Origin of the sequence: Hyphomonas sp. (genome assembly GCF_013823385.1) — a bacterium.
GTDB lineage: Bacteria > Pseudomonadota > Alphaproteobacteria > Caulobacterales > Hyphomonadaceae > Hyphomonas.
On sequence record NZ_PNMA01000001.1, the window covers coordinates 112,524 to 133,981 of the forward strand.

Annotated in this window: 24 protein-coding genes; 15 read left to right on the forward strand and 9 right to left on the reverse strand. The window is 64.4% G+C overall.

Features of this window, described 5'->3' with window-relative positions:
• Nucleotides 1-79: 79 nt before the first annotated feature.
• Nucleotides 80-616, reverse strand: a complete 537-nt coding sequence (locus C0456_RS00570) for an rRNA large subunit pseudouridine synthase E (protein ID WP_291047348.1) — start codon at nucleotides 614-616, stop codon at nucleotides 80-82.
• 199 nt (nucleotides 617-815) lie between these two features.
• Here C0456_RS00570 and panD point away from each other — a divergent pair, with 199 nt between their 5' ends.
• On the forward strand, nucleotides 816-1,172 hold the full coding sequence (gene panD / locus C0456_RS00575; RefSeq protein ID WP_291047350.1) for an aspartate 1-decarboxylase: 357 nt from the start codon (nucleotides 816-818) through the stop codon (nucleotides 1,170-1,172).
• Here the strand turns inward: panD and C0456_RS00580 are convergent.
• The 4 genes from C0456_RS00580 to lgt all read right to left on the reverse strand — a co-directional run bounded on the left by C0456_RS00580 (nucleotide 1,166) and on the right by lgt (nucleotide 4,680).
• Nucleotides 1,166-2,170, reverse strand: a complete 1,005-nt coding sequence (locus C0456_RS00580; protein WP_291047352.1) for an LLM class flavin-dependent oxidoreductase — start codon at nucleotides 2,168-2,170, stop codon at nucleotides 1,166-1,168. The genes panD and C0456_RS00580 overlap by 7 nt on opposite strands.
• Nucleotides 2,171-2,239: 69 nt before the next feature.
• The gene (locus C0456_RS00585; protein WP_291047354.1) at nucleotides 2,240-3,286 is read right to left on the reverse strand and encodes an SAM-dependent methyltransferase; all 1,047 of its coding nucleotides are present in this window, start codon (nucleotides 3,284-3,286) and stop codon (nucleotides 2,240-2,242) included.
• Between the two features lie 25 nt (nucleotides 3,287-3,311).
• The gene (locus tag C0456_RS00590; protein WP_291047356.1) at nucleotides 3,312-3,662 is read right to left on the reverse strand and encodes a DUF6713 family protein; all 351 of its coding nucleotides are present in this window, start codon (nucleotides 3,660-3,662) and stop codon (nucleotides 3,312-3,314) included.
• Between the two features lie 70 nt (nucleotides 3,663-3,732).
• Nucleotides 3,733-4,680: a prolipoprotein diacylglyceryl transferase gene (gene lgt / locus C0456_RS00595; protein ID WP_291047358.1), complete on the reverse strand. Its 948-nt coding sequence runs from the start codon at nucleotides 4,678-4,680 to the stop codon at nucleotides 3,733-3,735.
• Nucleotides 4,681-4,755: 75 nt separating this feature from the next.
• Between lgt and C0456_RS00600 the strand changes: the two genes are divergently transcribed.
• The 11 genes from C0456_RS00600 (at nucleotide 4,756) to phhA (ending at nucleotide 12,033) form a co-directional block, all read left to right on the forward strand.
• Nucleotides 4,756-5,010, forward strand: coding sequence for an accessory factor UbiK family protein (locus tag C0456_RS00600; RefSeq protein WP_291047360.1), 255 nt, complete (start codon nucleotides 4,756-4,758; stop codon nucleotides 5,008-5,010).
• A gap of 111 nt (nucleotides 5,011-5,121) precedes the next feature.
• Complete coding sequence (locus C0456_RS00605; RefSeq protein ID WP_291047362.1) at nucleotides 5,122-5,625, forward strand: YbjN domain-containing protein; 504 nt, start codon at nucleotides 5,122-5,124, stop codon at nucleotides 5,623-5,625.
• A gap of 9 nt (nucleotides 5,626-5,634) precedes the next feature.
• The gene (gene proC, locus C0456_RS00610; protein ID WP_291047364.1) at nucleotides 5,635-6,441 is read left to right on the forward strand and encodes a pyrroline-5-carboxylate reductase; all 807 of its coding nucleotides are present in this window, start codon (nucleotides 5,635-5,637) and stop codon (nucleotides 6,439-6,441) included.
• A 20-nt stretch (nucleotides 6,442-6,461) separates the two neighbouring features.
• Nucleotides 6,462-7,085: a hypothetical protein gene (locus C0456_RS00615; protein ID WP_291047365.1), complete on the forward strand. Its 624-nt coding sequence runs from the start codon at nucleotides 6,462-6,464 to the stop codon at nucleotides 7,083-7,085.
• A complete protein-coding gene (locus C0456_RS00620; RefSeq protein WP_291047366.1) occupies nucleotides 7,082-8,173 on the forward strand; it encodes an oxidoreductase family protein in 1,092 nt (363 codons plus the stop codon). The genes C0456_RS00615 and C0456_RS00620 overlap by 4 nt, the downstream gene beginning before the upstream one ends.
• 269 nt (nucleotides 8,174-8,442) lie before the next feature.
• Nucleotides 8,443-8,715, forward strand: a complete 273-nt coding sequence (locus C0456_RS00625) for a DUF1153 domain-containing protein (RefSeq protein WP_035599569.1) — start codon at nucleotides 8,443-8,445, stop codon at nucleotides 8,713-8,715.
• Nucleotides 8,716-8,811: 96 nt separating this feature from the next.
• On the forward strand, nucleotides 8,812-9,480 hold the full coding sequence (locus C0456_RS00630) for a hypothetical protein (RefSeq protein WP_291047367.1): 669 nt from the start codon (nucleotides 8,812-8,814) through the stop codon (nucleotides 9,478-9,480).
• A complete protein-coding gene (locus tag C0456_RS00635; protein ID WP_291047368.1) occupies nucleotides 9,477-10,433 on the forward strand; it encodes a FliG C-terminal domain-containing protein in 957 nt (318 codons plus the stop codon). Before C0456_RS00630 ends, C0456_RS00635 begins: the two co-directional genes overlap by 4 nt.
• Nucleotides 10,433-10,843, forward strand: coding sequence for a hypothetical protein (locus C0456_RS00640; RefSeq protein ID WP_291047369.1), 411 nt, complete (start codon nucleotides 10,433-10,435; stop codon nucleotides 10,841-10,843). Before C0456_RS00635 ends, C0456_RS00640 begins: the two co-directional genes overlap by 1 nt.
• Nucleotides 10,840-11,109, forward strand: coding sequence for a flagellar motor switch protein FliN (gene fliN, locus C0456_RS00645; protein WP_291047370.1), 270 nt, complete (start codon nucleotides 10,840-10,842; stop codon nucleotides 11,107-11,109). Before C0456_RS00640 ends, fliN begins: the two co-directional genes overlap by 4 nt.
• 48 nt (nucleotides 11,110-11,157) lie before the next feature.
• Entirely contained in the window at nucleotides 11,158-12,033 is an 876-nt protein-coding gene (gene phhA, locus C0456_RS00650; RefSeq protein ID WP_291047371.1) for a phenylalanine 4-monooxygenase, read from the forward strand.
• 160 nt (nucleotides 12,034-12,193) lie between these two features.
• Here the strand turns inward: phhA and pth are convergent, their stop codons facing one another.
• The 3 genes from pth to C0456_RS00665 form a co-directional block, all read right to left on the reverse strand.
• Nucleotides 12,194-12,805 carry an aminoacyl-tRNA hydrolase gene (gene pth / locus C0456_RS00655; protein WP_291047372.1) on the reverse strand — a complete coding sequence of 204 codons (612 nt, stop codon included), beginning with the start codon at nucleotides 12,803-12,805 and terminating at the stop codon, nucleotides 12,194-12,196.
• A gap of 83 nt (nucleotides 12,806-12,888) precedes the next feature.
• Nucleotides 12,889-13,545, reverse strand: a complete 657-nt coding sequence (locus C0456_RS00660) for a 50S ribosomal protein L25/general stress protein Ctc (protein WP_291047374.1) — start codon at nucleotides 13,543-13,545, stop codon at nucleotides 12,889-12,891.
• Nucleotides 13,546-13,810: 265 nt separating this feature from the next.
• The gene (locus C0456_RS00665; protein WP_291047375.1) at nucleotides 13,811-14,860 is read right to left on the reverse strand and encodes a serine hydrolase; all 1,050 of its coding nucleotides are present in this window, start codon (nucleotides 14,858-14,860) and stop codon (nucleotides 13,811-13,813) included.
• 197 nt (nucleotides 14,861-15,057) lie between these two features.
• Here C0456_RS00665 and C0456_RS00670 point away from each other — a divergent pair, with 197 nt between their 5' ends.
• The 3 genes from C0456_RS00670 (at nucleotide 15,058) to C0456_RS00680 (ending at nucleotide 20,738) form a co-directional block, all read left to right on the forward strand.
• On the forward strand, nucleotides 15,058-15,351 hold the full coding sequence (locus tag C0456_RS00670; protein WP_291047377.1) for a DUF4212 domain-containing protein: 294 nt from the start codon (nucleotides 15,058-15,060) through the stop codon (nucleotides 15,349-15,351).
• A gap of 11 nt (nucleotides 15,352-15,362) precedes the next feature.
• Nucleotides 15,363-17,144, forward strand: coding sequence for a sodium:solute symporter family protein (locus tag C0456_RS00675; protein WP_291047379.1), 1,782 nt, complete (start codon nucleotides 15,363-15,365; stop codon nucleotides 17,142-17,144).
• A 132-nt stretch (nucleotides 17,145-17,276) separates the two neighbouring features.
• Nucleotides 17,277-20,738, forward strand: a complete 3,462-nt coding sequence (locus tag C0456_RS00680; protein WP_291047380.1) for a PAS domain-containing hybrid sensor histidine kinase/response regulator — start codon at nucleotides 17,277-17,279, stop codon at nucleotides 20,736-20,738.
• Here C0456_RS00680 and C0456_RS00685 read toward each other — a convergent pair.
• Nucleotides 20,723-21,370: a response regulator transcription factor gene (locus tag C0456_RS00685; protein ID WP_291047381.1), complete on the reverse strand. Its 648-nt coding sequence runs from the start codon at nucleotides 21,368-21,370 to the stop codon at nucleotides 20,723-20,725. The genes C0456_RS00680 and C0456_RS00685 overlap by 16 nt on opposite strands.
• Nucleotides 21,371-21,458: the final 88 nt, after the last annotated feature.

Below are 21,458 nucleotides of genomic sequence, written 5' to 3' on the forward strand. Positions count from 1 at the left end.
GTTTGCTGATCTGGCACCTAGGCCCCGAAGGTGACAATGTTAACCGCCGGGGCTGTATTTTTTCACTTTTTCCGGAAGTTCAGGCGCGCCGCCACTCGCCAGGCGCGAGAGGGCCAAGTTCCCACTCTCCGATCCGTGTGCGGATGAGGCGCAGGGTGGGGTGGCCAGCCGCCGCCGTCATGCGGCGCACCTGACGGTTGCGCCCTTCGGTGATGGTCAGTTCGATCCATGTATCGGGCACCGACTTGCGCACGCGGATGGGCGGATCGCGCGGCCAGAGGTTGTCCGGCTGCGGGACGATCTTCACGCGGGCAGGGCGGGTGCGGCCGTCTTTCAGGTCTATGCCCCGGCGGAGCGCTTCGAGGGCCTCTTCATCGGGGACACCTTCGACCTGCGCCAGATAGGTTTTCGGCATCTTGTGTCTGGGATCGGCAATCCGGGCCTGCTCGCGCCCGTCATCGGTGAGGATCAGGAGGCCCTCGCTGTCAAAGTCCAGCCGGCCGGCGGGGTAGACGCCGGGCAGGGGAATAAACGCTTTCAGCGTCGGCTTGCCGCTGCCCTCATCGGTGAACTGGCTGAGAACGCCATAGGGCTTGTTGAACAGGATCAGGGTCATGGCGCCCCTTTGCCCCGGGATGCGCCGTTCCGTAAAGCCCCGCGCCAGGGCCAGCCTGCCGGAAAGGTAATGTCTGCGTTTACATACCGCGCCTTTACGGCCCCTATATTGCAATGCAATAAGCCCTTGCCCCGAGATGGGGCGACCCCATATTCTCGTTGTGAGCAAAAGCGTTCACGATGTTCTGGAGGCCCGGATCTTGATCCTCAGCATGCTCAAAGCAAAGCTTCACGGCGCAACCGTTACCCAGTGTGACCTGCACTATGAGGGCTCGGTGTCCATCGACCAGGATCTGCTCGATGCGTCCGGCATCCTGCCGCATGAGAAGGTGGATATCTGGAACGTGACCAATGGCGCACGCATCCAGACCTATGCTCTGGAAGCCCCCCGCGGCTCGCGCACCATCGGCGTCAATGGTGCGGCGGCCCGTCACTTCGCTGTGGGCGATACGGTGATCATCGCGGCTTTCTGCGGCGTCGAAGCGGAGAAAGCCCGCCAGCACGCGCCGACCGTGGTGCTGCTGGGCGAAGCTAACGAGATCAAGCGCGCTCAATAAGCGGGCGCGCTGGCCTTCTTCCCCATCACCTCAGCAATGATCTCGACCGAGCGGCGGCGCTTTTCGGGGTCGTACATGTCTGACACGATCATCAGCTCGTCAGCCTGCGTGCGGTCCAGCAGGGCGTCGATGCCTTTGCGGACGGTGTCGCGGGCGCCGATGATGCTGAAATTCAGCATGGCGGAGGCCTGGGCGCGCTCCTGCGGGGTCCAGTAGGTGTCGATGTCGTCGATGGGCGGCTGGGTCAGTTTGCGGTGGCCACGCACGAGATTGGCAAACGACATCTGCTGCGAGGTGGCGAGGTAGCGGGCCTCTTCATCGGTCTCTGCGGCGATGATGTTCACCCCGATCAGCGCATAGGGCTTGGCCATCTTCTCGTTCGGCTTGAAGCGGGAACGGTAGGTGGCGAGGGCCTGATCGAGGGCCTGCGGGGCAAAGTGGGAGGCAAAGCCATAGGGCAGGCCAAGCTCGGCGGCGAGCTGGGCACCGAAGAGGCTTGAGCCGAGAATCCAGAGCGGAATGTTGGCGTTGGAGCCAGGCACCGCCTCGATGCGCTGGCCTTCCTGCACGGGGCCGAGCCACATCTGCAGCTCCACCACATCCTGCGGGAAACGCTCTGCCTCTTCCGGGTGCACGCGCAGGGCGCGCAGGGTGAGCTGGTCCGTGCCGGGCGCGCGGCCAAGGCCAAGATCAATGCGGCCGGGATAGAGCGCGTCGAGCGTGCCGAACTGTTCGGCGATGATATAGGGCGCGTGGTTGGGCAGCATGATGCCGCCGGCGCCGACGCGGATGGTCTTCGTGCCGGCCGCGATATGGCTGATGACCAGCGATGTCGCCGCCGTGGTGACGGTGGGCATGTTGTGATGCTCGGCGACCCAGAAGCGCTTGTAGCCGAGGGCTTCAGCATGCTGGGCCAGGCGGCGGGCTTCGTTCAGCGCGTCGGCGCGGGTGAAGCCTTCGCGCACGCGGCCAAGTTCGAGGAGGGAGATTTCAGCCAAGGCGGGCTCCTTCAGGATAGCCCCGACTAGATAGGCATTCGGGCGCCGATACCAAAGGCTGTCGCGGCGTCAGAAAGCGGCGGGCTTTGGCAGGCCTGCAGAGGAAAGGCAGATCGCCTTGAACCGTTCGCCCATCTCCTTGGGGTCAATCAGCCGCTGGGCGGCGGTGTAGATCGCTTCGGCTTCGTCGGGATTGGCCTTGATCAGCTGGTTGAGACGCGCCTGGGCACCAAGGCCCAGCAGGAACATGCCCTGCGGGGTGGGGCCGCTGACATCAAGATTGGCGGCGGCTGCCAGTCGGGCAAAGCGGCCAAAGTCCACATCCGCCGTCAGATCGCAGAGGCCGGGGCTTTCAAGCGGGGAGACCTGGCGTCCGTCTCGATAGGCGCGCAGCGTATCGGCGGGCGCACGTTCAGCCGGGCCGTAATCGATGAAGAGGGCGCGGAAGGGGGCTGCGCGGGGGGCAAGATCGGCAATGATCAGGTCGAGGCCGGACTGCACCTCCACGACATTGCCAGTCAACGCCGTGCCCATCGGCGGGCGGGGTTCGTCTGCGGCCAGGCCCATCACGAGGCTGCGCTCGGCTGAAAGTCCGACCACGCATTCCCGCCAGCGGTCGCCATCCCTGTGGAACTGGCGCACCGGCAGGCAATCGAGATATTCGTTGGCCACCAGCAGCATCGGCCCGGCGGGCACGCTCGAAAGCTGGCTGACAAAGTGCGGGGCAAAGCGCTGCAGGCGCTCGGCCTGGACGAGGCGCAGGGCCGGGCTGGGCTCGATCAGGGTCAGCTGCAGGGCGTCCAGGAAAGCCTGCCCGCCGGCCAGCGCCGCCATCTTCAGCGCGTCATGCATCAGCAGCGCGCGGCCGGGGCCGATCTCGACCAGATGGAAGGGCGAGGGCTCCCCCATGGCGCGCCATTCATGCACGATCCACAGGCCGATCAGCTCGCCGAAGATCTGGCTGGTTTCCGGCGCGGTGGTGAAGTCGCGGCCAAGGCCGGGGCGGACGGTGTAGTATCCATCCTTGGGGTCGTGCAGGGCGATCTGCATATAGGCCGATAGCGGGATCGGGCCGTCGGTTTCGATCAGGCGGATCAGCCTTTCTTCAAGCGTCATGGCATTCCTGAAGCGTCTGCAGCGCCTAGCGCGCCTTCTGCGGCACCAGATAGGCCGCTCCGAACAGGCCCGCCAGCAGGATCAGCACCCAGGAGATGACGGAGGCAGCCGGGTAGACCGGATCGTGACGGCAAAGCCAGTGCAGGCCCACATGCAGCACCGCAAAGACGCACAGCCCCATGCGGATCAGCGCGTTGCGGGTCACCTCGGCCACAATGAACATGCCCAGCACGATGGCGAGATGCGCGCACAGCATCGCCTGGCCCACTGGCGTGGCGAAGCCCTGGAAAACATTCCCCTCCCGAAGGAGCAGGAGTTCCAGCTCATGCGCGATCAGGCATGCTGCCGTGAGCCTGTAGAGGCTTTGAGTGCCCATAGTGCCAACCCTCCCGAACTGCTCAGGAGCCCTGGAGGCATCTATGTCGGCCTATTAACTCTTTGTAAACTCAGATTTTTCGTGGGCGCAGCGCATTCCAGACCAGCCATGCGCCCCCCAGCCACATCGGGGTGGAGAGGATCATGCCCATGGTCAGCCATTCGGGCAGGCCGTGAACGAAGGAATCCGGCTCGCGGAAATGTTCGGCAATCGAGCGGCCAAAGCCGTAAAACAGCAGGAACAGGCCCGCGACGAGGCCAGGGCGTTTCAGGGCCCCGAATTTCCAGATCAGGATCGACAGGACGAGCAGCGGCAGCCAGCCTTCCAGCACGGATTCGTAAAGCTGGCTGGGATGGCGGGCGAGTTCATCGCCGCGATAGATCCAGTCGCCGGTGTCCCAGTTGTAAGCGGGCGGGGTGGAGCCGGGCACATATCCTTCGGGGAAAACCATGCCGATGGAAGCATCGGTCGGGCGGCCATAAAGCTCGGCATTGGTGAAGTTGGCGATGCGCACGAGGCCGATGCCGATGGGGGCGGTCACGCCGGCAATGTCGCCCACGGAGAGAAGGTTCACGCCCCGCTTCATGGCAAACCAGGCAAGGACCACCACAACCCCGGCGATGCCGCCATGGAAGGCCATGCCGCCGTCCCAGATGCGCAGGATCGCCATCGGATCGGCGGTCAGCACGTCCATCTGGTAGGGCACCATGTAGAACAGGATGTAGCCCAGCCGCCCGCCCAGGATGATGCCGATGATGATCCAGAACATCAGGTCATCAAGGCCGTCCTTGGTGAGCGGCGCGGTGCCGCCGAACAGCTCGGGCCGTTTCAGCAGCTGGGTGCCGTACCACCAGGCAAGGCCGATGCCGGCGATATAGCCGAGCGCGTACCAGCGCAGGTGGAACGTGCCGAGGCCCACAAAATCGAAATCGATGGAAAAGAGCGCCGGGCTCCATTCGGGGAACTTCAGGGCGGCCTCGCCCATGAAAATCGTCAGTGCGGCGAGCAGTTCGGTCATGCGGCGTCTTTTCCCTGTCTGGCCGGCACCTTATCTGATAGGCCACCAGCACACCCGGCGCGAAGGAGTAGCCGCATGGCCAGCACAAATCCACTGCTTGATGACATTGCAGGCCTGATGACCGGCGCCCTCGGCGCGGCGCGTGCCGCCGGCGAGGAAGCCAAGACTGCGGCGCAGGCCCGCGTGCGTGCCCTGATCGCGGATATGGACCTTGCGGGCCGCGATGAGGTGGAGGCGCTGAAGGCCATTGCCACGGCGGCGCTGGCGCGTGTGGAGGCCCTTGAAGCGCGGATTGCGGCGCTTGAAGCGGGAAAATCCACTGAAAGCTGACCATTAACTGCTTATGAACTTTGACATCGCCGGCGTGCCCGGCGTTGAGTGCTGTTGGAATTCGGGAGCGAATCCGGCAGCGTGTATAAATCTCAACGCGGAGGCCCCTAGATGAGCCTGGAACTTAACCGCAGCGATCTGTTGGCGATCGATCCACTGGACGTTGTTGAGGACGTGCTTGAAGGGGCCGGTTGGCCTGCAGAGCGCGACGATGAAGGCACCCTTCAGGTTGTGGCCGAGACACGCTGGGGCGACATGGGCGCTCTGTTCGCGTACCGGCCGGAGCCGGCTGCCGTGCACTTCTCCATGACGCTCGACGTCAAGCCTCAGGACAGCAAGCGCGGCGCCATCAATGAGCTGGTGATGCTGGCAAATGAGCGGCTGTGGATCGGCCATTTCGATTTCTGGGCGGATGATGGCGTGATCGTCTTCCGCTACACTTTCCCGATGGAGGGCCGCGACGAGCTTTCCGAAGGTGAAGTGCGCGCTGTGCTGGCCGCTTCGGTCAGCGCGGCAGACCGGTTCATCCCGGCCTTCAATTTCCTTGTCTGGGCTGGCAAGTCTCCGCGCGACGCAATCGATGCGGTGATGTTTGAAACCCACGGCGAAGCCTGAGCCGAAGCCGTGAGCGAGCCAGCGTCTCTGACCCTTATGGGCGCAGGCCGTATGGGCTCGGCGCTGCTGCATGGCTGGCTGAAAGGCCCGGCGCGGGAGATTACCGTGGTCGAGCCTTCGCCGCAGGACGACATAAAGGCACTCGCCGCTGAGGGGCGTATCCGTCTCAACCCCGCGCCGTCTGAAAGCAGCATCATCGTTCTGGCCGTGAAGCCGCAGCAGTTTGCTTCCGTCGCGGAACAGGCAAAGGCGTTTGTCGGGCCCGGCTCCCTCGCCATCTCCATCATGGCGGGCGTGCGCCTGGCGCAGCTGTCCCGGCGGCTGGGCACGCAGCGGGTAATCCGCGCGATGCCGAATACGCCGGGCGCCATCGGGCGCGGCGTGACGGTGTTCACCGCGCCGGAAGCGGCAAAGCCGGCTGACCTGACGGCCGCGCGCGAGCTGCTGGCCCCGCTCGGCGAAGTTCACGGGCCGGTGGCGGAAGACATGATGTCTGCCGTCACGGCGCTGTCGGGTTCTGGCCCGGCTTACATCTTCCTGCTGGCTGAAGTGATGGCGCAGGCGGGCGTGGCAGAGGGGCTGCCGGCAGATCTTGCCATGAGCCTTGCCCGGCGAACGGTGGAAGGCGCTGCCGCCCTGATGGCGGAAAGCGGCGACACCCCCGAAGCGCTTCGCAAAGCCGTGACCTCACCCGGCGGAACCACCCAGGCGGCTCTTGACATCCTTATGGACACGGGTGGGATGCCCGCCTTGTTCAAGGACGCCCTGAACGCAGCCGCCAATCGCGACCGGCAGCTGTCACAAGAGGCGGACTGACCTCAACAGGAGGAGTTCCGTTGCCCGCCGCAAATTCAGTCATCGAGGCCGGACTGCTGGCAGCTCTGGTGCTTGCCGCAGAGAAACCGTGGTCGCAGATCACGCTGGCAGAGATTGCCGCGAAAGCGGGCCTGACCCTGCAGGATTTCCACGGCGCCGGTGGCCGCGAGGAAATCGTCGAGGCGATGGATGGCTATTTTGACCGCGCCATGTCTGCCGACGGCGTGCCGGACGACAGCTCCGGCCGCGAGCGCCTGTTTGACGTGATCATGAAACGCTTCGAGGCGATGGAGCCCTACCGGCCCGGCCTCCGTGAGCTGATGAAATTCCGCGAAGCGTCTTTCAGCCATGTCGTGCGTCTGCCGGTCCATCGCCATGCCAGTGCCGCCTGGGCGCTGGCCTCGGCGGGGCTCGATGATGACAGCGGCGCGCCCGCCAGCCTGAAGCGCATCGTGATCGCCTTCGTGATCGCCAGCACCGAACGCGCCTGGCGCCGGGAAAAGAGTGCGGATTTTGCCCTCACCATGGCCGCGTTGGACAAAGGCCTGCGCCATGCCGAGGACCGCCTCGGCCAGCTGCGCCGGTTCGCCGGAAAATCAGAAAACACAGAAACAACCGAAAAACCTGACAAGGGGGAAGAATGAGCCGTCCCGGACTGGACACGAATCCGCTGGAGCTTGGACCTGAATGGTTCAACACGCTGTTTGCGGAGATCGGCATTGATGCCGAAGTGAAGTCGCTGACCTCCAAATCGATCGGCACAGGCCAGATCGGCGAGAATGTGCGCTTCGTCTTCGAATATGCCAAAGCCGGGCCGGGCGCGCCCAAAACGCTCGTCGGCAAGTTCCCCTCCGCCAGCGAAGCCAGCCTCGCCACCGCGAAGGTGCTCAACCACTACAAGCGCGAAGTGTTCTTCTACCGCACCTTCCCGAAAGTGGCTGGGCGCATCACGCCCAAAGCGCTGTATACGGACTATGACGAGGCCACCAACCGCTTCGCTCTGATCATGGAAGACATGTCGCCCTCGGTGCAGGGTGATCAGCTGGCAGGTTGCGGCGTGGCTGAGGCAAAGCTCGCCCTGTCTGCTGCGGCCGTCCTGCACGCCGCGCATTGGGAAGACCCGACGCTGGACAGTTACGACTGGCTGCAGGGAACGGCCTCAGCACCGCCACCGGCGATCAGCCCAGAGCAGGTTGCCGGACTGTGGGGGGCCTTCAAAGAGCGTTACGCGGCCCATCTCAATGCCGATCAGATTGAAGTGGGCGATGCCTATGCCGCCAGCCTACCCAAATGGGGCGACAGTTATACGGGTCCCTTCGTGCTGACCCATTCTGATTTCCGGCTGGACAACATGCTGTTTGGCCCACCCGGCGCGGCCAAGCCTTTGGCCGTGGTTGACTGGCAGACGGTCGGCAAAGGCGCGCCCGCCAACGACGTGGCCTATTTCATCGGCGCTGGCCTGACGCGCGAAGACCGCCCGAAGCATGAGATGGAGCTGCTGCGCTATTATCATGACTGCCTGAAAGCCGAAGGCGTTGGCAATTACAGCTTTGAGGATCTCCATCAGCATTATCGCTGGTTTGCGTTCTACGGAATCTCGGTGGCTTTTGGTGCTGCGATGCTGGTGAAGCAGACCGAGCGGGGCGACGAGATGTTCCTCACCATGCTGCGCCGCCACTGCGCCCAGGTGCGCGACAATAATTCCCTGGAGCTGCTCAAAACGCTGATCTGATCCGAAGCGTGCATTTCCCTGTTCGCGCCGTTAACACCGCCCCCTTGTGGGGCGGTTTTTCTTTCCGGGATGTCATCTTCAAGGCAGCAAAAAGGCGGGAATCCCCCCTTCGTCCCGCGCTGGAACAGCTTTGCAAACACTGTCCTAACAGAGCCTGCCAAACTGACTTTCAAGGTTAGGGCTAGGCTTAAGCTCCCCCGTGTAGGGTGCCTCTTACGGACACCCGGAGAAGCCGGGCGTCGTGTCATCGCCAGGAATAGGTAATGCACATGGACATGCAGAACGCTCGCCCCATCAGCGTTAAGGGGCCGGACGGCCAGAAGATGACTCTGGCCGATCTGCCTTCGCCGAACATCTCCCGCTGGGTGACCCGCCGCAAGGCCGAGGTCGTCGCTGCCGTGACTGGCGGTCTGCTCACTCGGGAAGCTGCCTGCGAACGCTACAACCTGACCGACGAGGAATACGAGGCGTGGGAACGCCTGTATGCCCGTCACGGCGCCAAAGGTCTGCGGACCACGCGCCTTCAGCAATACCGGCGTTAATCTGGTATTAGCCACGTTAACCCGGCCTTAGTGCCGGGATTCTAGCCTCTCCGGATGTGCCGTGGCCTTTGAGTCCGTGGCCGTTCGGAGGGGCTGATGGCGTTCAGGCAGGCAGGCAGCGGGTTGGAGGCGGGGCGTATCGTCCGGCTTGCAGCGCTTGCGGCCCTGTTTCTGGCGCTTTCCCTCTGCGTCTGGCGGGCTTCCAGCCTGCTGACCCGGGCTGGAACTGAGCCGCGCAGCCCGGCCGAAGCCTCCCTTGCCAGCCTGATTGACCCCATCGCCGGCCCCGGCAATTCCCGAATCTCCATTGCTTTCAATGCAGACGGCGGCCGCACCGTATTCGTGCTGCTGGACGCGCCTGCCGCCCCGATGGCCGGTGATCTGCAGCGCATCCTGCCCGAGGCGGCGGGGCTGGATTTCAAGCGCGGCGACAAGCTGATCATTGAACAGGCCACCTTCGCCCGGGGCCTGCCGGGGCGCCCGGACGCGGCCGCCTGGCTGGAACTCGGCGCGCTCAGCCTCATTTCCCTGATTTCTGCCGGCATTGCGCTGGCCACGCTCCGCCTGGGCCCGGCACCTGCCATGGCAAGCCCGGCCCGTGAGCCCGAGCGCCTGCCTGCCGAGGGCCGCCTTGAAACGCTCCGCCCCCTTCGGCCCGCTGCGCCAGCTGGCACCGCAGAGGCCAGCGATGTGGCCCGGCGTGATCCTGCGCGGGCCGCTGCCGTGCTGCGCGGCTGGATGAATGACCGTGAGGAGGCGTCTTGACCCTTCCGGCGCCGCTCTCTCCCGCGATCGATTCCGGAACGCTCCGCGCCGCCCGCCTGATGCGGGCGCTGGGGCCGGAAGCAGCCGGCATCTGGGCCGAGCTTTCCCCCGCCGAGACGCGGGCGCTGACCGCCGCCATGGACAGCCTCGCCGATGATCCGGCCGCCGAGGCCGATGTGGCCCGCCTCTTTGCTGACGCGACCCGCCGTTTCGGTCAGGCAGAACAGTTCCCCGCCAGCAGCCTGCACCGGCACAAGGATGTCTGGTCGGCGCTCTCCGCCCTCCCGGTCGATACGCTGGTCGCCCTTGTGCGGCCGGAGCGGGCCGCGAATGTGGCCCTGATCCTTTCCCGCCTCTCCAGCGAGACCTCCGCCCGCATCCTGCGGGCCCTGCCGCCCTCGCTGGCGGTGGAGACAATGCAGCGCCTGCTGCACCTCGGCGCGCCGAGCCCTGCGGCTGTGAAAAGCCTCGAAGACTATCTCACGCGGCGCCTGCCAACGCTCGCCTGCGAAGGCGCGCGCGGCGGCCATGAACGCGTCGCCCGCATCTTCGACCAGATGGATACGCGGGCAGAATCTGTCTTCCTCGCCGCGCTGGAAAGCGCCGAACCGGGCGCGGGCAAGAAGGTCCGTGCCCTGATGTTCACGTTCGATGACCTGGCCGCGCTCGATGCCGGTGGCATGCAGACGCTGCTGTCGGCCGCAGACCGGGGCGCGCTGATCGTGGCGCTGAAAGGCGCGCGCGAAGCCACCGCCGCAGCCTTCTTCGCCAACATGACCCAGCGCGCCGGCGAGTTGCTGCGTGAGGAAATCGCCAACCTCGGCCCCCTCCGCCGCAGCGAGATCGACGCCGCCCGCCATGAGATCGTCACGCTTGCCCGCCAGCTGATCCAGCGCGGCGATATACGGGGCAGCGCCGCTAAAGGCGCCATCGAGGACGAGCTTGTCGAGTGATGCCAGATGCCGCGCGCACCCTGTCCGCCTTTGATTTCCGCAGCGATTTCACCGCGCCGCCTGCTGAGGCCGGCGACGTGCGCCTGTCGGCCGATGAGGTCGTGGCGCTGATTGCCAAAGTGCGCGCAGACACCCTTGCCGAAATTTCCCGCCAGGAAGTCCAGGAAACGCTCGACCGGCTGGACCGGGTATCTGCCACCATGCGGGAAGTGCTCTCGGATCTGTTGAAGGTGATGCAGCTCCTGGATTCTGCCGCCTTTGATGAGGCCACCAGCGCGCCCCTGCGCAGCACGGTCACCAGCCTTGCCCAGAGGTTGCTCGACGGGCAGGGTGATCTCTTCGGCCTCACAAGAGACCTCAGCGAAACGCTGGACAATGCCCCCAAAGCCGGGCGAAGGATGGGGCAATGACCGAGCCGAAGAATCCCGCGCTTGAGAAGATGCTTCTGGATGTGCCCGTCCGTGTGGATGTTGTGCTCGGGGAGGCGCGTATCCCGATGGAGGAGCTGCTCGCCCTGTCGCCCGGCGAAATCGTCGCTCTGGAGCGCCACACCAACGAGCCTGTGGATATCTATGTCTCTGGCCGCCTCGTCGCGCGGGGCAAGCTGATCGTCTCTGACGGGCAATTGGGCGTCACCCTCTCGGAAATCATCGATTCCCGGCCCGAGGCAGCCTGAAATTAGTTACATCTGGAACTAATTTTCGTTCGGGCGTATAGTTCGCCCATGGACACTGCTTTTGCAAAGAATCGCTATCACGGCGCCCCCCGCGCGGCTGACTTCACGATTGACCAGGCGTGGGAGACCTATTCGCCGGCCGAGCATGACCGCTGGGACCGTCTCTTCCGCCGCCAGAAAGAGATCACCAAAGGCCGCGCCTCACAGGCGGCGCTGGACGCGATGCACCAGCTGGAACTCTCCCCCTCGGGCATTCCGCATATGGGCCGCCTGTCCGACCGGCTGGAAGCGCTGACCGGCTGGCGCGTCGTGCCGGTGGCCGAACTGGTGCCAGACGAGATTTTCTTCGACCATCTTGCCAACCGCCGCTTTCCGGCGGGCGCCTTCATCCGGCCGGAGGAAGAGTTCGACTATCTTCAGGAGCCGGACATTTTCCACGACATCTTCGGCCATGTGCCGATGCTGGCCAATCCGGTGTTCGCCGACTTTATGGAAGCCTATGGCAAGGGCGGCCAGCGCGCGATGCGCCTTGGCCAGCTCCACAACCTTGCGCGGCTCTACTGGTATACGGTGGAGTTCGGCCTCATCCGCGAAGAAGGAGCGCTGCGCATCTATGGCGCGGGCATCCTCTCCAGCCCGCAGGAAACCGTCTTTGCCCTGGAAGACGACAGCCCCAACCGCGTCGGCTTCGATCTGAAGCGCCTTATGCGGACGAAATACATCATCGACGATTTCCAGCAGACCTATTTCGTCATCCCCAGTTTCGAAGCCCTGCTCGAAACCTGCTACAAGGATTTCGGAGACGTCTACGCCGAGGTGAAGGGTCTGCCAGACTATGAAGCGCATGAGCTGGCGCCCAGCGATGACGTGATCACCCGCGGCACGCTAAAATACTTCAGGGACGGTGGACGCAAGGGGCGCTAGCTCCACACGCTACCGGTTCTTTCGTCACACTCGATGCGCGAAGCGCATCTGAGTGCCCATCTCCTGACTTTTCCTTGAGCGCTTGCGGAGGAGGCGGGAGATAGGCTCTCAGATGGCCTGCGGCCATCGAGAGTGACGAAAATAGAAAGAGCAGGGAAACCTAGCCCTCACCCTTCTTCGCCGTCTGCTTCGGATCATGCTTCGGCGCGGGCGCCAGGCGCATCACTTCGGTCTGGAAGCGTTCATCCTCCCCGGCCAGCAGGAAGGGCAGGGCCTTGCAGATGGCGTCCGTCATCGGATTGAACCATTCCAGGTCCACCTTGTGGAAGTCCGACAGCACGTGCGGCATCACCATCGCCTTGTCGCCCGGATGGCCAACGCCAATCCGTATGCGGCGGAAATTTTCCCCGATATGCGCCATCATCGAGCGCGCGCCATTATTGCCCGAATGCCCCCCGCCGCGCTTCACGCGCAGCCGGCCCGGCGCCAGATCAATCTCGTCATGGAACACGGTCACGTCTTCCGGCTGCAGCTTGTAGAAGGTCAGCGCTTTCGACGCAGCACGTCCGGTTTCGTTGTAGAAGGTCTGCGGCTTCATCAGCAGCACCTTCTTCCCATCAATGGTGCCCTCGGAAATCTCGGACTCAAACTTCGCGCGCCACGGACCGAAGCCATACGTGTCGTGGATACGGTCAATCACCATAAAACCGGCATTGTGCCGGTTCCTGGCGTATTTGGCACCGGGATTTCCCTGGCCGGAGAGGATCAGCATGGCGGGTCGCTCCTGTCAGGCAGGCTCAGAATCAAAGAGGCCGCCAGCTTGTGACTGGCGGCCCCTGAATTGTCCAGAAAGGATCAATCTTTCTTGGGTGCGGCCACCTTGGTGGCAGGCACTTCTGCAGCACCCGCAGCGTCCTCTGCCGCATCTTCGGCCTGGGCCTTGCCGCCGCGGCCAGCGATGGTCGCGATGGTGAAGTCGCGGTCGGTGATCGCCGGCTCGGCGCCTTCCGGCAGGGTGATGGAGGAGATTTTGACGTTGTCGCCGATTTCCAGGGCCGACACGTCGGCTTCCAGGGCTTCGGGGATATTGCCAGCCGGAACGTTGAGTTCGACCGAGTGGCGCACGACGTTGAGCGTGCCGCCCTTCTTGAGGCCCGGCGAAACTTCGAGGCCCTTGAAGTGAACCGGAACCTCGACCTTGATGATCTGGTCAAGTTTCACGCGGCGCAGGTCGACGTGCATCGGCTGGTCGGAAACCGGGTGCATCTGGATGCCCTGCGGGATCACCAGCTGGCGCTCGCCCTTGTGAACCAGGGTCGCGGTGGAGTTCAGGAACTGTCCCGTCTCGATCGCCTTGATCACTTCGTTTTTCTTGAGGCTGATTGCCACCGGGGCGATGTCGCCGCCATAGAGGACGCCGGGAACGAGGCCGTTCTTGCGGGCTTCACGGGCGCCGCCGGTGCCAACGCGCGCGCGCACTTCGACATTGAATACGATCTGAGTTTTGGACATTTGTTTTCCTTTCGCCCTGGACCGTGCCTTCCGTAAGGTAAGGTCGGAACCTGACAGGTACGGCCTGGCGCCGCCCTTTCTGAACGGCGGCCTATACGCGGGGACAGCAGAAATGGCAAGCGGAGGCGGCAGGGGAGGGTAAAGCCCCTTCTCCCTTGGGGAGAGGGGTTGGGGTTGAGGGGGAGCGGCGTCACCGCGAGTCCCGCATTTTGAGGAAATGTTGCGCCCCCTCACCCCCAACCCCTCTCCCCGAGGGAGAGGGGAGTCAAAGCCGGAAACACCCCGCCACCGCGCCCATCCAGTCCATCACCAGATCTTTCTTCTCATTGGGCGATTTGCCATTGCGCACCAGGATCAGGTCGAGATCGGGCACCAGCACAGTATATTGCCCCTCATAGCCATTGGCCGAGAAGCTGCCCGGCCCCGCCATGCCCAGCCACCAATGCGCGCCATAGCCGAGCCGCTCGGTCGCTGGCACGGGCGTCGGCGTGCGGGCATAGTCGGCCCAGCCCTCGGGAAGGAGACGCTGCCCATCCCACACGCCATTGCGCAGGTAGAGCAGGCCAAACCGGGCAAAGTCCCGCGCGGTGCAATAGCAGAAGGACGAGCCGATGAAGGTGCCCGCCTTGTCGAATTTCGGCTGGGCTGAGCCCATGCCGAGCGGCTTGAACAGCTCGCGGGTCATGAATTCGCCGAACGCCTCGCCCGAGGCGCCATAGGCGCGCGCCGCCGCGCGGGCGACGAGATTGCTGGTGCCGCTCGAATAGCTCCACACGGTGCCCGGCGGATGGATCAGCGGCGACTTCGCCGCATAGGCGGCCACATCTTCCTTGCCTGCGCCAAACAGCATCTCGATCACATCGGAGACCCCGGCATCGACATAGTCTTCGGCAAATTTCAGCCCGCTCGACATGCGCATCAGCTGGTCCAGCGTGATCGCGCGGCGTGGATCATCTGCGCCCTGCCATTCGGGCACATCGGCGGGGGCGTGGATGTCGATCTTCCCCTCGCGCACGAGGATGCCGACCAGAGCCTGGGTGATACTCTTGGCCTGAGACCAGGAATGATGCGTGCTCTCCCGGTCAAAGCCCGTCCAGTAGCGCTCGGCCACGACCTGTCCCCCCTGCACGGCGAGGAAGGCATGGGTTTCGCCCATTTCTGCCGGCGCGGGATCGCTGAAGGCCTGGTCGAGGAGGGGCTGGAGTCTTTCGGCAACGCCCGGGTCCAGCGGGGCCTGGGGCCAGTCTTCCGTCGGCCAGGGTGTGCCGGGCGGCTGGGCAGGCAGGGGCGGAAGCGGCGTTGTCTTGTGGATCAAATCGAAGTCCTCCCCGGTGGGTGGGGCCGTCTTTGCCCTCTTTCCGGATTTCACGCCGAACCTGCGGCGATGGCAACAGCCTTCGGGCTTTCCCCTGCGGCGTTAGACCAAGGTCCACCTGTACGAACGGCCCGGCCTGTCGCAGCGTGCCATCAGCGGAATACCGCATGAGGCACATGGCCAGGGAGGAATGCGACATGTCACACAACCAGTCTGAAACTACGCCTGAAGTTGGCAGGCCCGAGATCGACGGGAAAGCCTATTGGAAGGAGGTCATCCGGCTGACGCTGGCGCTCCTGGCGATCTGGTTCCTGGTGTCATTCGGGGCAGGCATCCTGTTCCGTGAGGTTCTGGACGGGGTGAAGCTCGGCGGCGCGCCGCTCGGCTTCTGGTTTGCCCAGAACGGCTCGATCTACGTCTTCGTGGCGCTGATCTTCTACTATTGCATCGCCATGAACCGCATTGAGCGGAAATACCGGATCGAAGGCTAAAGGGGGCGGACATGGATTGGACAATCTTCTGGGTCGGCGCAACCTTTGCCACCTATATCGGCATCGCCGTCTGGGCACGCGCCGGGTCGACCAACGACTTCTACGTGGCCGGCCACGGGGTTCACCCCGTCATCAACGGCATGGCCACCGCTGCAGACTGGATGAGCGCGGCCTCCTTCCTCTCGATGGCGGGCCTGATTGCCATCCTGGGGTATGGCGGCTCGGTTTACCTGATGGGCTGGACGGGGGGCTATGTGCTGCTCGCCCTGCTGCTCGCCCCGTTCCTGCGCGAGTTCGGCAAGTTTACAGTGCCCGACTTTGTGGGAGACCGGTATTACAGCGATACAGCCCGCCTTGTGGCCGTCATCTGCGCGCTGTTTGTTTCCTTCACCTATATCGCCGGTCAGATGTCGGGCGTCGGCATTGCCTTCTCGCGCTTCCTGGGCGTGGATTTCAACACCGGCATTTTCATCGGTATGGGGATCGTTTTCGTCTATGCCGTGCTCGGCGGCATGAAGGGCGTCACCTACACCCAGGTCGCCCAATATGTGGTGCTGATCTTCGCCTATACGGTTCCGGCGATCTTCATCTCGCTGATGCTGACCGGCAATCCGATCCCCCAGCTTGGATTCATCTCCAATGTGAAGGGTGAAGACGTATCCATGATCCAGAAGCTCAGCGACACGCTCACCAGCCTTGGCTTTGCCGAATATACGACCACGAACAAAACCACGTTCGACGTTTTCTGCATCACCGCGGCGCTGATGTTTGGCACGGCAGGCCTGCCGCACGTCATCATCCGTTTCTTCACCGTGCCGCGCCCCAGCGATGCACGCCTGTCGGCCGGCTGGGCGCTGGTCTTCATCGCGCTGCTGTATACCGTGGCTCCGGCCGTCGGCGCCTTCTCGCGTCTCAATGTCATCAACACCGTCAACGAAACCACCTATGTGGCACCGGGTGAGGATTATGCGGCCCAGGCTGCGGCCCTTGAAGCAGAAGGCGTGACGCCGTCCCCGGCCTGGTTCACCCGCTGGGAAATCACCAAGCTTGTCGGATTTGAAGACAAGAATGGCGACGGCATCATGCAGATCCGCGGGCCCAATGCCCCCGATGGTCTGGCCAATGAAGTCACCATCAACAACGACATCGCCGTCCTCGCGAGCCCCGAGATCGCGCAGCTGCCCGATTGGGTAGTAGGCCTGATGGTGGCGGGCGGACTTGCCGCGGCCCTGTCAACAGCGGCCGGTCTCCTGATGGTGATCTCCTCGGCGGTCAGCCACGATCTTTGCCGGCGCACCTTCTTCAAGGGCATGTCGGACAAGAGCGAGCTGCGGGTGGCGCGTCTGGCGGCAGCGGGCGCCGTGATGGGGGCCGGCTTCATGGGCATCTATTCAGCCCAGCTTGCCTTCGTGGCACAGGTCGTGGCCTTTGCCTTCGGCCTGGCGGCGGCGTCCCTGTTCCCGGTGATCCTGCTCGGCATCTTCTGGAAACGGATGAACCGGGAAGGGGCCATCGCCTCGATGCTCACCGGCCTTGTCCCGACCTTCATCTACATCTGGCACTTCAAGCTGGGCGCAGGGAAGGATGCCGGGCCGGAGGAATGGTTCCTCGGGGTTTCGCCGGAAGGCATCGGCTTCGTGGTCATGATCCTCTCGATCATTGTCGGGGTTGTCGTGGCGCTCGCCACCAAAGCTCCGCCGAAGGATATTCAGGATCTCGTGGAAGACATCCGCGTGCCCGGCCAGCGCAGGCCCCATGGCATCGCCGATGCAGGCATGGCTCCGGCCGAATAGGCGTGCCCTCCTGCGCCTGTCCGGTGGCGGGCGGTCTCCAGCAGGGGGCCGCCCGTTCCCGTTATCAGCCGGGCGCCTTGCGCGGAGGTCTCTGTCCGAGCAAAGCTCCCGATTGGAGGTTCCTGATCTGAAATGCCCGCCTGGCTGATCCTGATTGCAACGGTCATCTATATGGCCGGCCTGTTTGCCATCGCGGCGCGTGGCGACCGGGATGAGGAGCGCCCGGGCTTCAGGCCAAACCGTTTCATCTTTCCCCTGGCGCTGGCCGTCTACTGTACCTCCTGGACCTATTTCGGCGCGGTCGGCACGGCGGCGGAAAGCGGGTGGGACTATCTGCCGATCTATCTTGGCCCGGCGCTTGTCTTTCTGCTGATGCCCGGCCTCCTCCGGCGCATCGGCGAGGTCGTCAAGCGCGAGAGCGTGTCATCCCTGTCGGATTTTCTCTCGGCCCGCTATGGCAAGAGCCGGGCGGTGGGCGCCTTCGCGACCTTGGCGGCGGTCATGGGCGGGCTGCCCTATATTGCGCTTCAGCTGAAATCCATCGGCATGAGTTTCGAGGCCTTTGCCGGGGCGGCCGGGCCGGGCTTTGCGCCGGGGGATGAGACGGTGCTCGTCACCGCGCTGGCGCTCGCGGCCTTTTCGGTACTCTACGGAACGCGCTTTCCCGATGCCACCCGCTCCAATACCGGGCTGATGCGTGTCCTGGCCATCGAGGCGCTGGTGAAACTTGGCGCGCTGGCCGGAGTTGCCATCCTGTCGCTGATCCTGCTCAGCTCGGGCAGCATTCCCGACGCGCCGCCCCTGGCCAGCGTCTTCCCGGTCGAGGCGCCCTCGGGCCGCTTCATTGCGATCATCTTTCTGTCGATGGCCGCGATTGTCTGCCTGCCGCATGAATTCCATGTTGCGATGATCGAGCGGCGCCATGAGGGAGAGATGACGCTCGCCCGCTGGCTCTTCCCGCTCTATCTCTTCCTCACCACCATCGTCGTCGTGCCGATCACGCTGGCCGGGCTTGGCCTGTTCGCCGGCGCCTATCCGGCAGACCTGTTCGTGCTGCAGCTGCCGCTCGCGCGGGGCAGCGACCTGCTCGCCACCCTGGTGTTTCTCGGCGGCTTTTCGGCGGCCACAGGCATGGTGATCGTGTCCACCATCGCGCTCTCGAACATGGTGACGAACGATCTGATCGTGCCCGCCCTGATGCGCTCGGGCAGCCTCTCCAGCTTCAGCGCCAATGCCGGCGCGCGCCTCGTCACCACACGCCGCATCGTCATCGTGATGCTGCTCCTGCTGGCTTATTGCTATTATCTCGTCGCCGGGCCGGGCGACGCGCTTGCGCAGATTGGCCTCCTCGCCTTCGTGGCGGCGGCGCAGTTTGCCCCGGCAATCGTGGCGGCAGTCTACTGGCGCGGGGCGCGGCGTGCGGGCGTGCTGGCGGGCATGATCGCCGGGATGGTGATCTGGCTTTACACGCTCTTCCTGCCCTCGATCCTTGGCTGGGATACCGTCAGTTCACAGATGCCCGGCTGGCTTGACCCCCACGCCCTGTTCGGGCTCAGCTTCGGCGACCCGCTCACCCATGGCGCGGTCTGGAGCATTGGTCTCAACCTTGCCCTGATGATCCTCATCTCCCTTCAGGCGCGCGAGCGCCTGCGGGACCGGATACAGGCAGCCGCCTTTGTCGGAGCCAGCGAGGGCAGCCGGAATGAAGAAGGCTATGCCACCGCCCTGCGCGGGGCATCCCCCAATGGCCTCAAGACGCTGGCCGCACGGTTTCTGTCTGCCGAAGCCGTCGATCATGCCTTTGAGGAATTTGCACGCGCGACGGGGATTGTGGCAACCGGCGACGAACCGGCCGACTGGCGGCTTGTTCAGCGCACGGAGCGCCTTCTGGCCAGCGCACTGGGCGCGTCCTCGGCGCGCATCGTGCTGGCATCAGCCCTCGGCGGGAAGAACATTGCCCTGCCGGACGTGCTGTCGATGCTCGATTCCCGCACCCAGGCAGAGCGTTTCGAGCGGCATATGCTGCAGTCGATGCTGGAAAATATTGCGCAGGGCATCAGCGTGGTGGACGCGGATCAGAAACTCGTCGCGTGGAACTCGGCCTATGTCGACCTCTTCCAGTATCCGCCTGAACTCTGCCGGGTCGGCACGCCGGTTGAGAGGCTGATCGCACACAACATCGCCGGCGGGTGGATCGGCGGCACTGCAGAACAGGAGATCGGCCGCCGCATCCATCACATGAAAGCGGGCGGTCCGCATACGCGCGAGCGCCAGATCCCCGATGGCCGCTGGCTGCGCATTACCGGCGCGCCGATGCCCGGCGGGGGCTATGTCACCACCTTCACCGACATCACGGCTGACAAGCTGCGCGAGCGGGCCCTGATCGAGGCGAACGAAACCCTCGAAGAACGCGTGCGCGAGCGGACGCGCGATCTGGAACGTCTCACGGCAGACCTGCTCGCCGCGCGGCAGGCGGCCGAAGGCGCCAATGCCTCCAAGACGCGGTTTCTGGCCGCTGCCAGTCATGATCTGCTCCAGCCGCTGAACGCGGCGCGGCTGTTGCTCGGCGCGGCGAGTGCCGGGCGCAGCATGCCGGAAGCCATAGAGAAGGCAGACCGCGCCATCCAGTCGGCCGATGAGCTGTTGCGGGGGCTTCTGGATGTCTCCCGTCTGGATCATGCGATGGTCGATCCTGCGCCCGTCGTCCTGCCCGTTGGGCCTTTGCTGGAAGACCTTGTCGATGAAAACATTCCGATGGCAGAGGAAGTCGGCATCAGGATACGCCTCGTTCCCACGCGCCTGGCGGTGGAGGCTGATCCGGATTTCCTGAAAAGCATCCTGCGGAATTTCATCTCCAATGCCCGGCGCTACACCCGTTCGGGGGCTGTGCTGGTCGGCGCCCGCCGCCGGGGCGATCAGGTGCAGATCGAGGTCTGGGATACCGGTCCGGGCATCGCAGAAGACCTGCTGCCACATGTGTTTGAAGAGTTCCGCCGGTTTTCGGATGTGGACAATACCGGCAAACGCGGCGCCGGGCTCGGCCTGGCAATCGCCCGCCGGCTGGCGGCCATCATGAAGTGCGGTATCGGGGTACGCAGCTGGGTGGGAAAAGGCAGCGTGTTCTGGGTGTCGGTTCCGGCCGCGCAGCTTGCGCCGGTCAAGCGGGCACGCCCCGCCGACGCCGCCCCCACGCCGGAAAAGGAGATTGCCGGGCTCAAAGTTCTGTTCGTGGATGACGAGACCTCGATCACCGAGGCGATGCGCCTGCTGCTGGAGGGCTGGGGCTGCCATATTCGCGTCTGCCGGACGCCGGGGGAGGCCCTGTCGCTTTTCGCCAGCGCGCCGCCGGATGTGATGATTGCCGATTATGATCTGCGGGCCGATCTTACGGGCTTTGATGTGATTTCCGCCGCGCAGGCCTCCCTTTCGGAGCCGCGCAACGCGCTCCTCATCACGGCCGCTGCGGATGACGTTCTGGCCGACCTGGCCACCGCCTCCGGCATCACCCTGATGCGCAAGCCTGCAAGCCCGGCCGGCCTCAAGCGTTTCCTGGGAGAGTGCGCCCGGCGCCTGCAGGTTCAGGCAGCCGGGTGATCGCCTGCCGAAACGGCTTCCTGATAGATCAGCAGCGCCTGCGTGCGGTTGAGAACACCCAGCTTGCGGAAGATCGCCGTCATATGGGCTTTCACGGTGGCCACCGAGATGCCCATTTCATGCGCGATCTGTTTGTTGAGAAGGCCCTCGGCAAGGCCCGAGAGCACGCGGCGCTGGGCAGGCGTCAGGCTTGCCATCCGGCTGGCGGCTGAAGCGTCGGCAACGGACGCGCCCGGCATTTCAGGAAACCATTCGCCGCCATCCAGCGTTGTCGCCAGCGCGGCCGACAGATCTTCCAGCGACAGGCTCTTGGGCAGGTATCCGGCGGCACCGAGCGTGCGGGCCGTCTGGAAGGCCTGCGGCGCCTCGGTTGCGGAGACAACCACCACCGGCAGGGAGGGATGCTTCGTCTTGATGCGCGTCAGCCCTTCAAAATCATGGGTGTCGCCCAGATTGAGATCCAGCAGCACAAGATCGCAGGGGCCAGCCTCAAGCTGGCGCAGCGCGTCTGCCAGAGAGCCGGCAAACATCGCCTCCGCGCCAGACGGATAGGCCCCGCGCAAGGCAACCGCCAGCGCGTCCCTGAACAGGGGATGATCGTCCACGATGAGGACGCTTGGTCCCTCGTTCATCCTGTCCTCCCTGTGCGCGTGATCGGCTTTGCGTTTTTCTACCTGCGCGGCACGAGGCCAAACCTGACGCAATGCAGGGCGCAAGTCG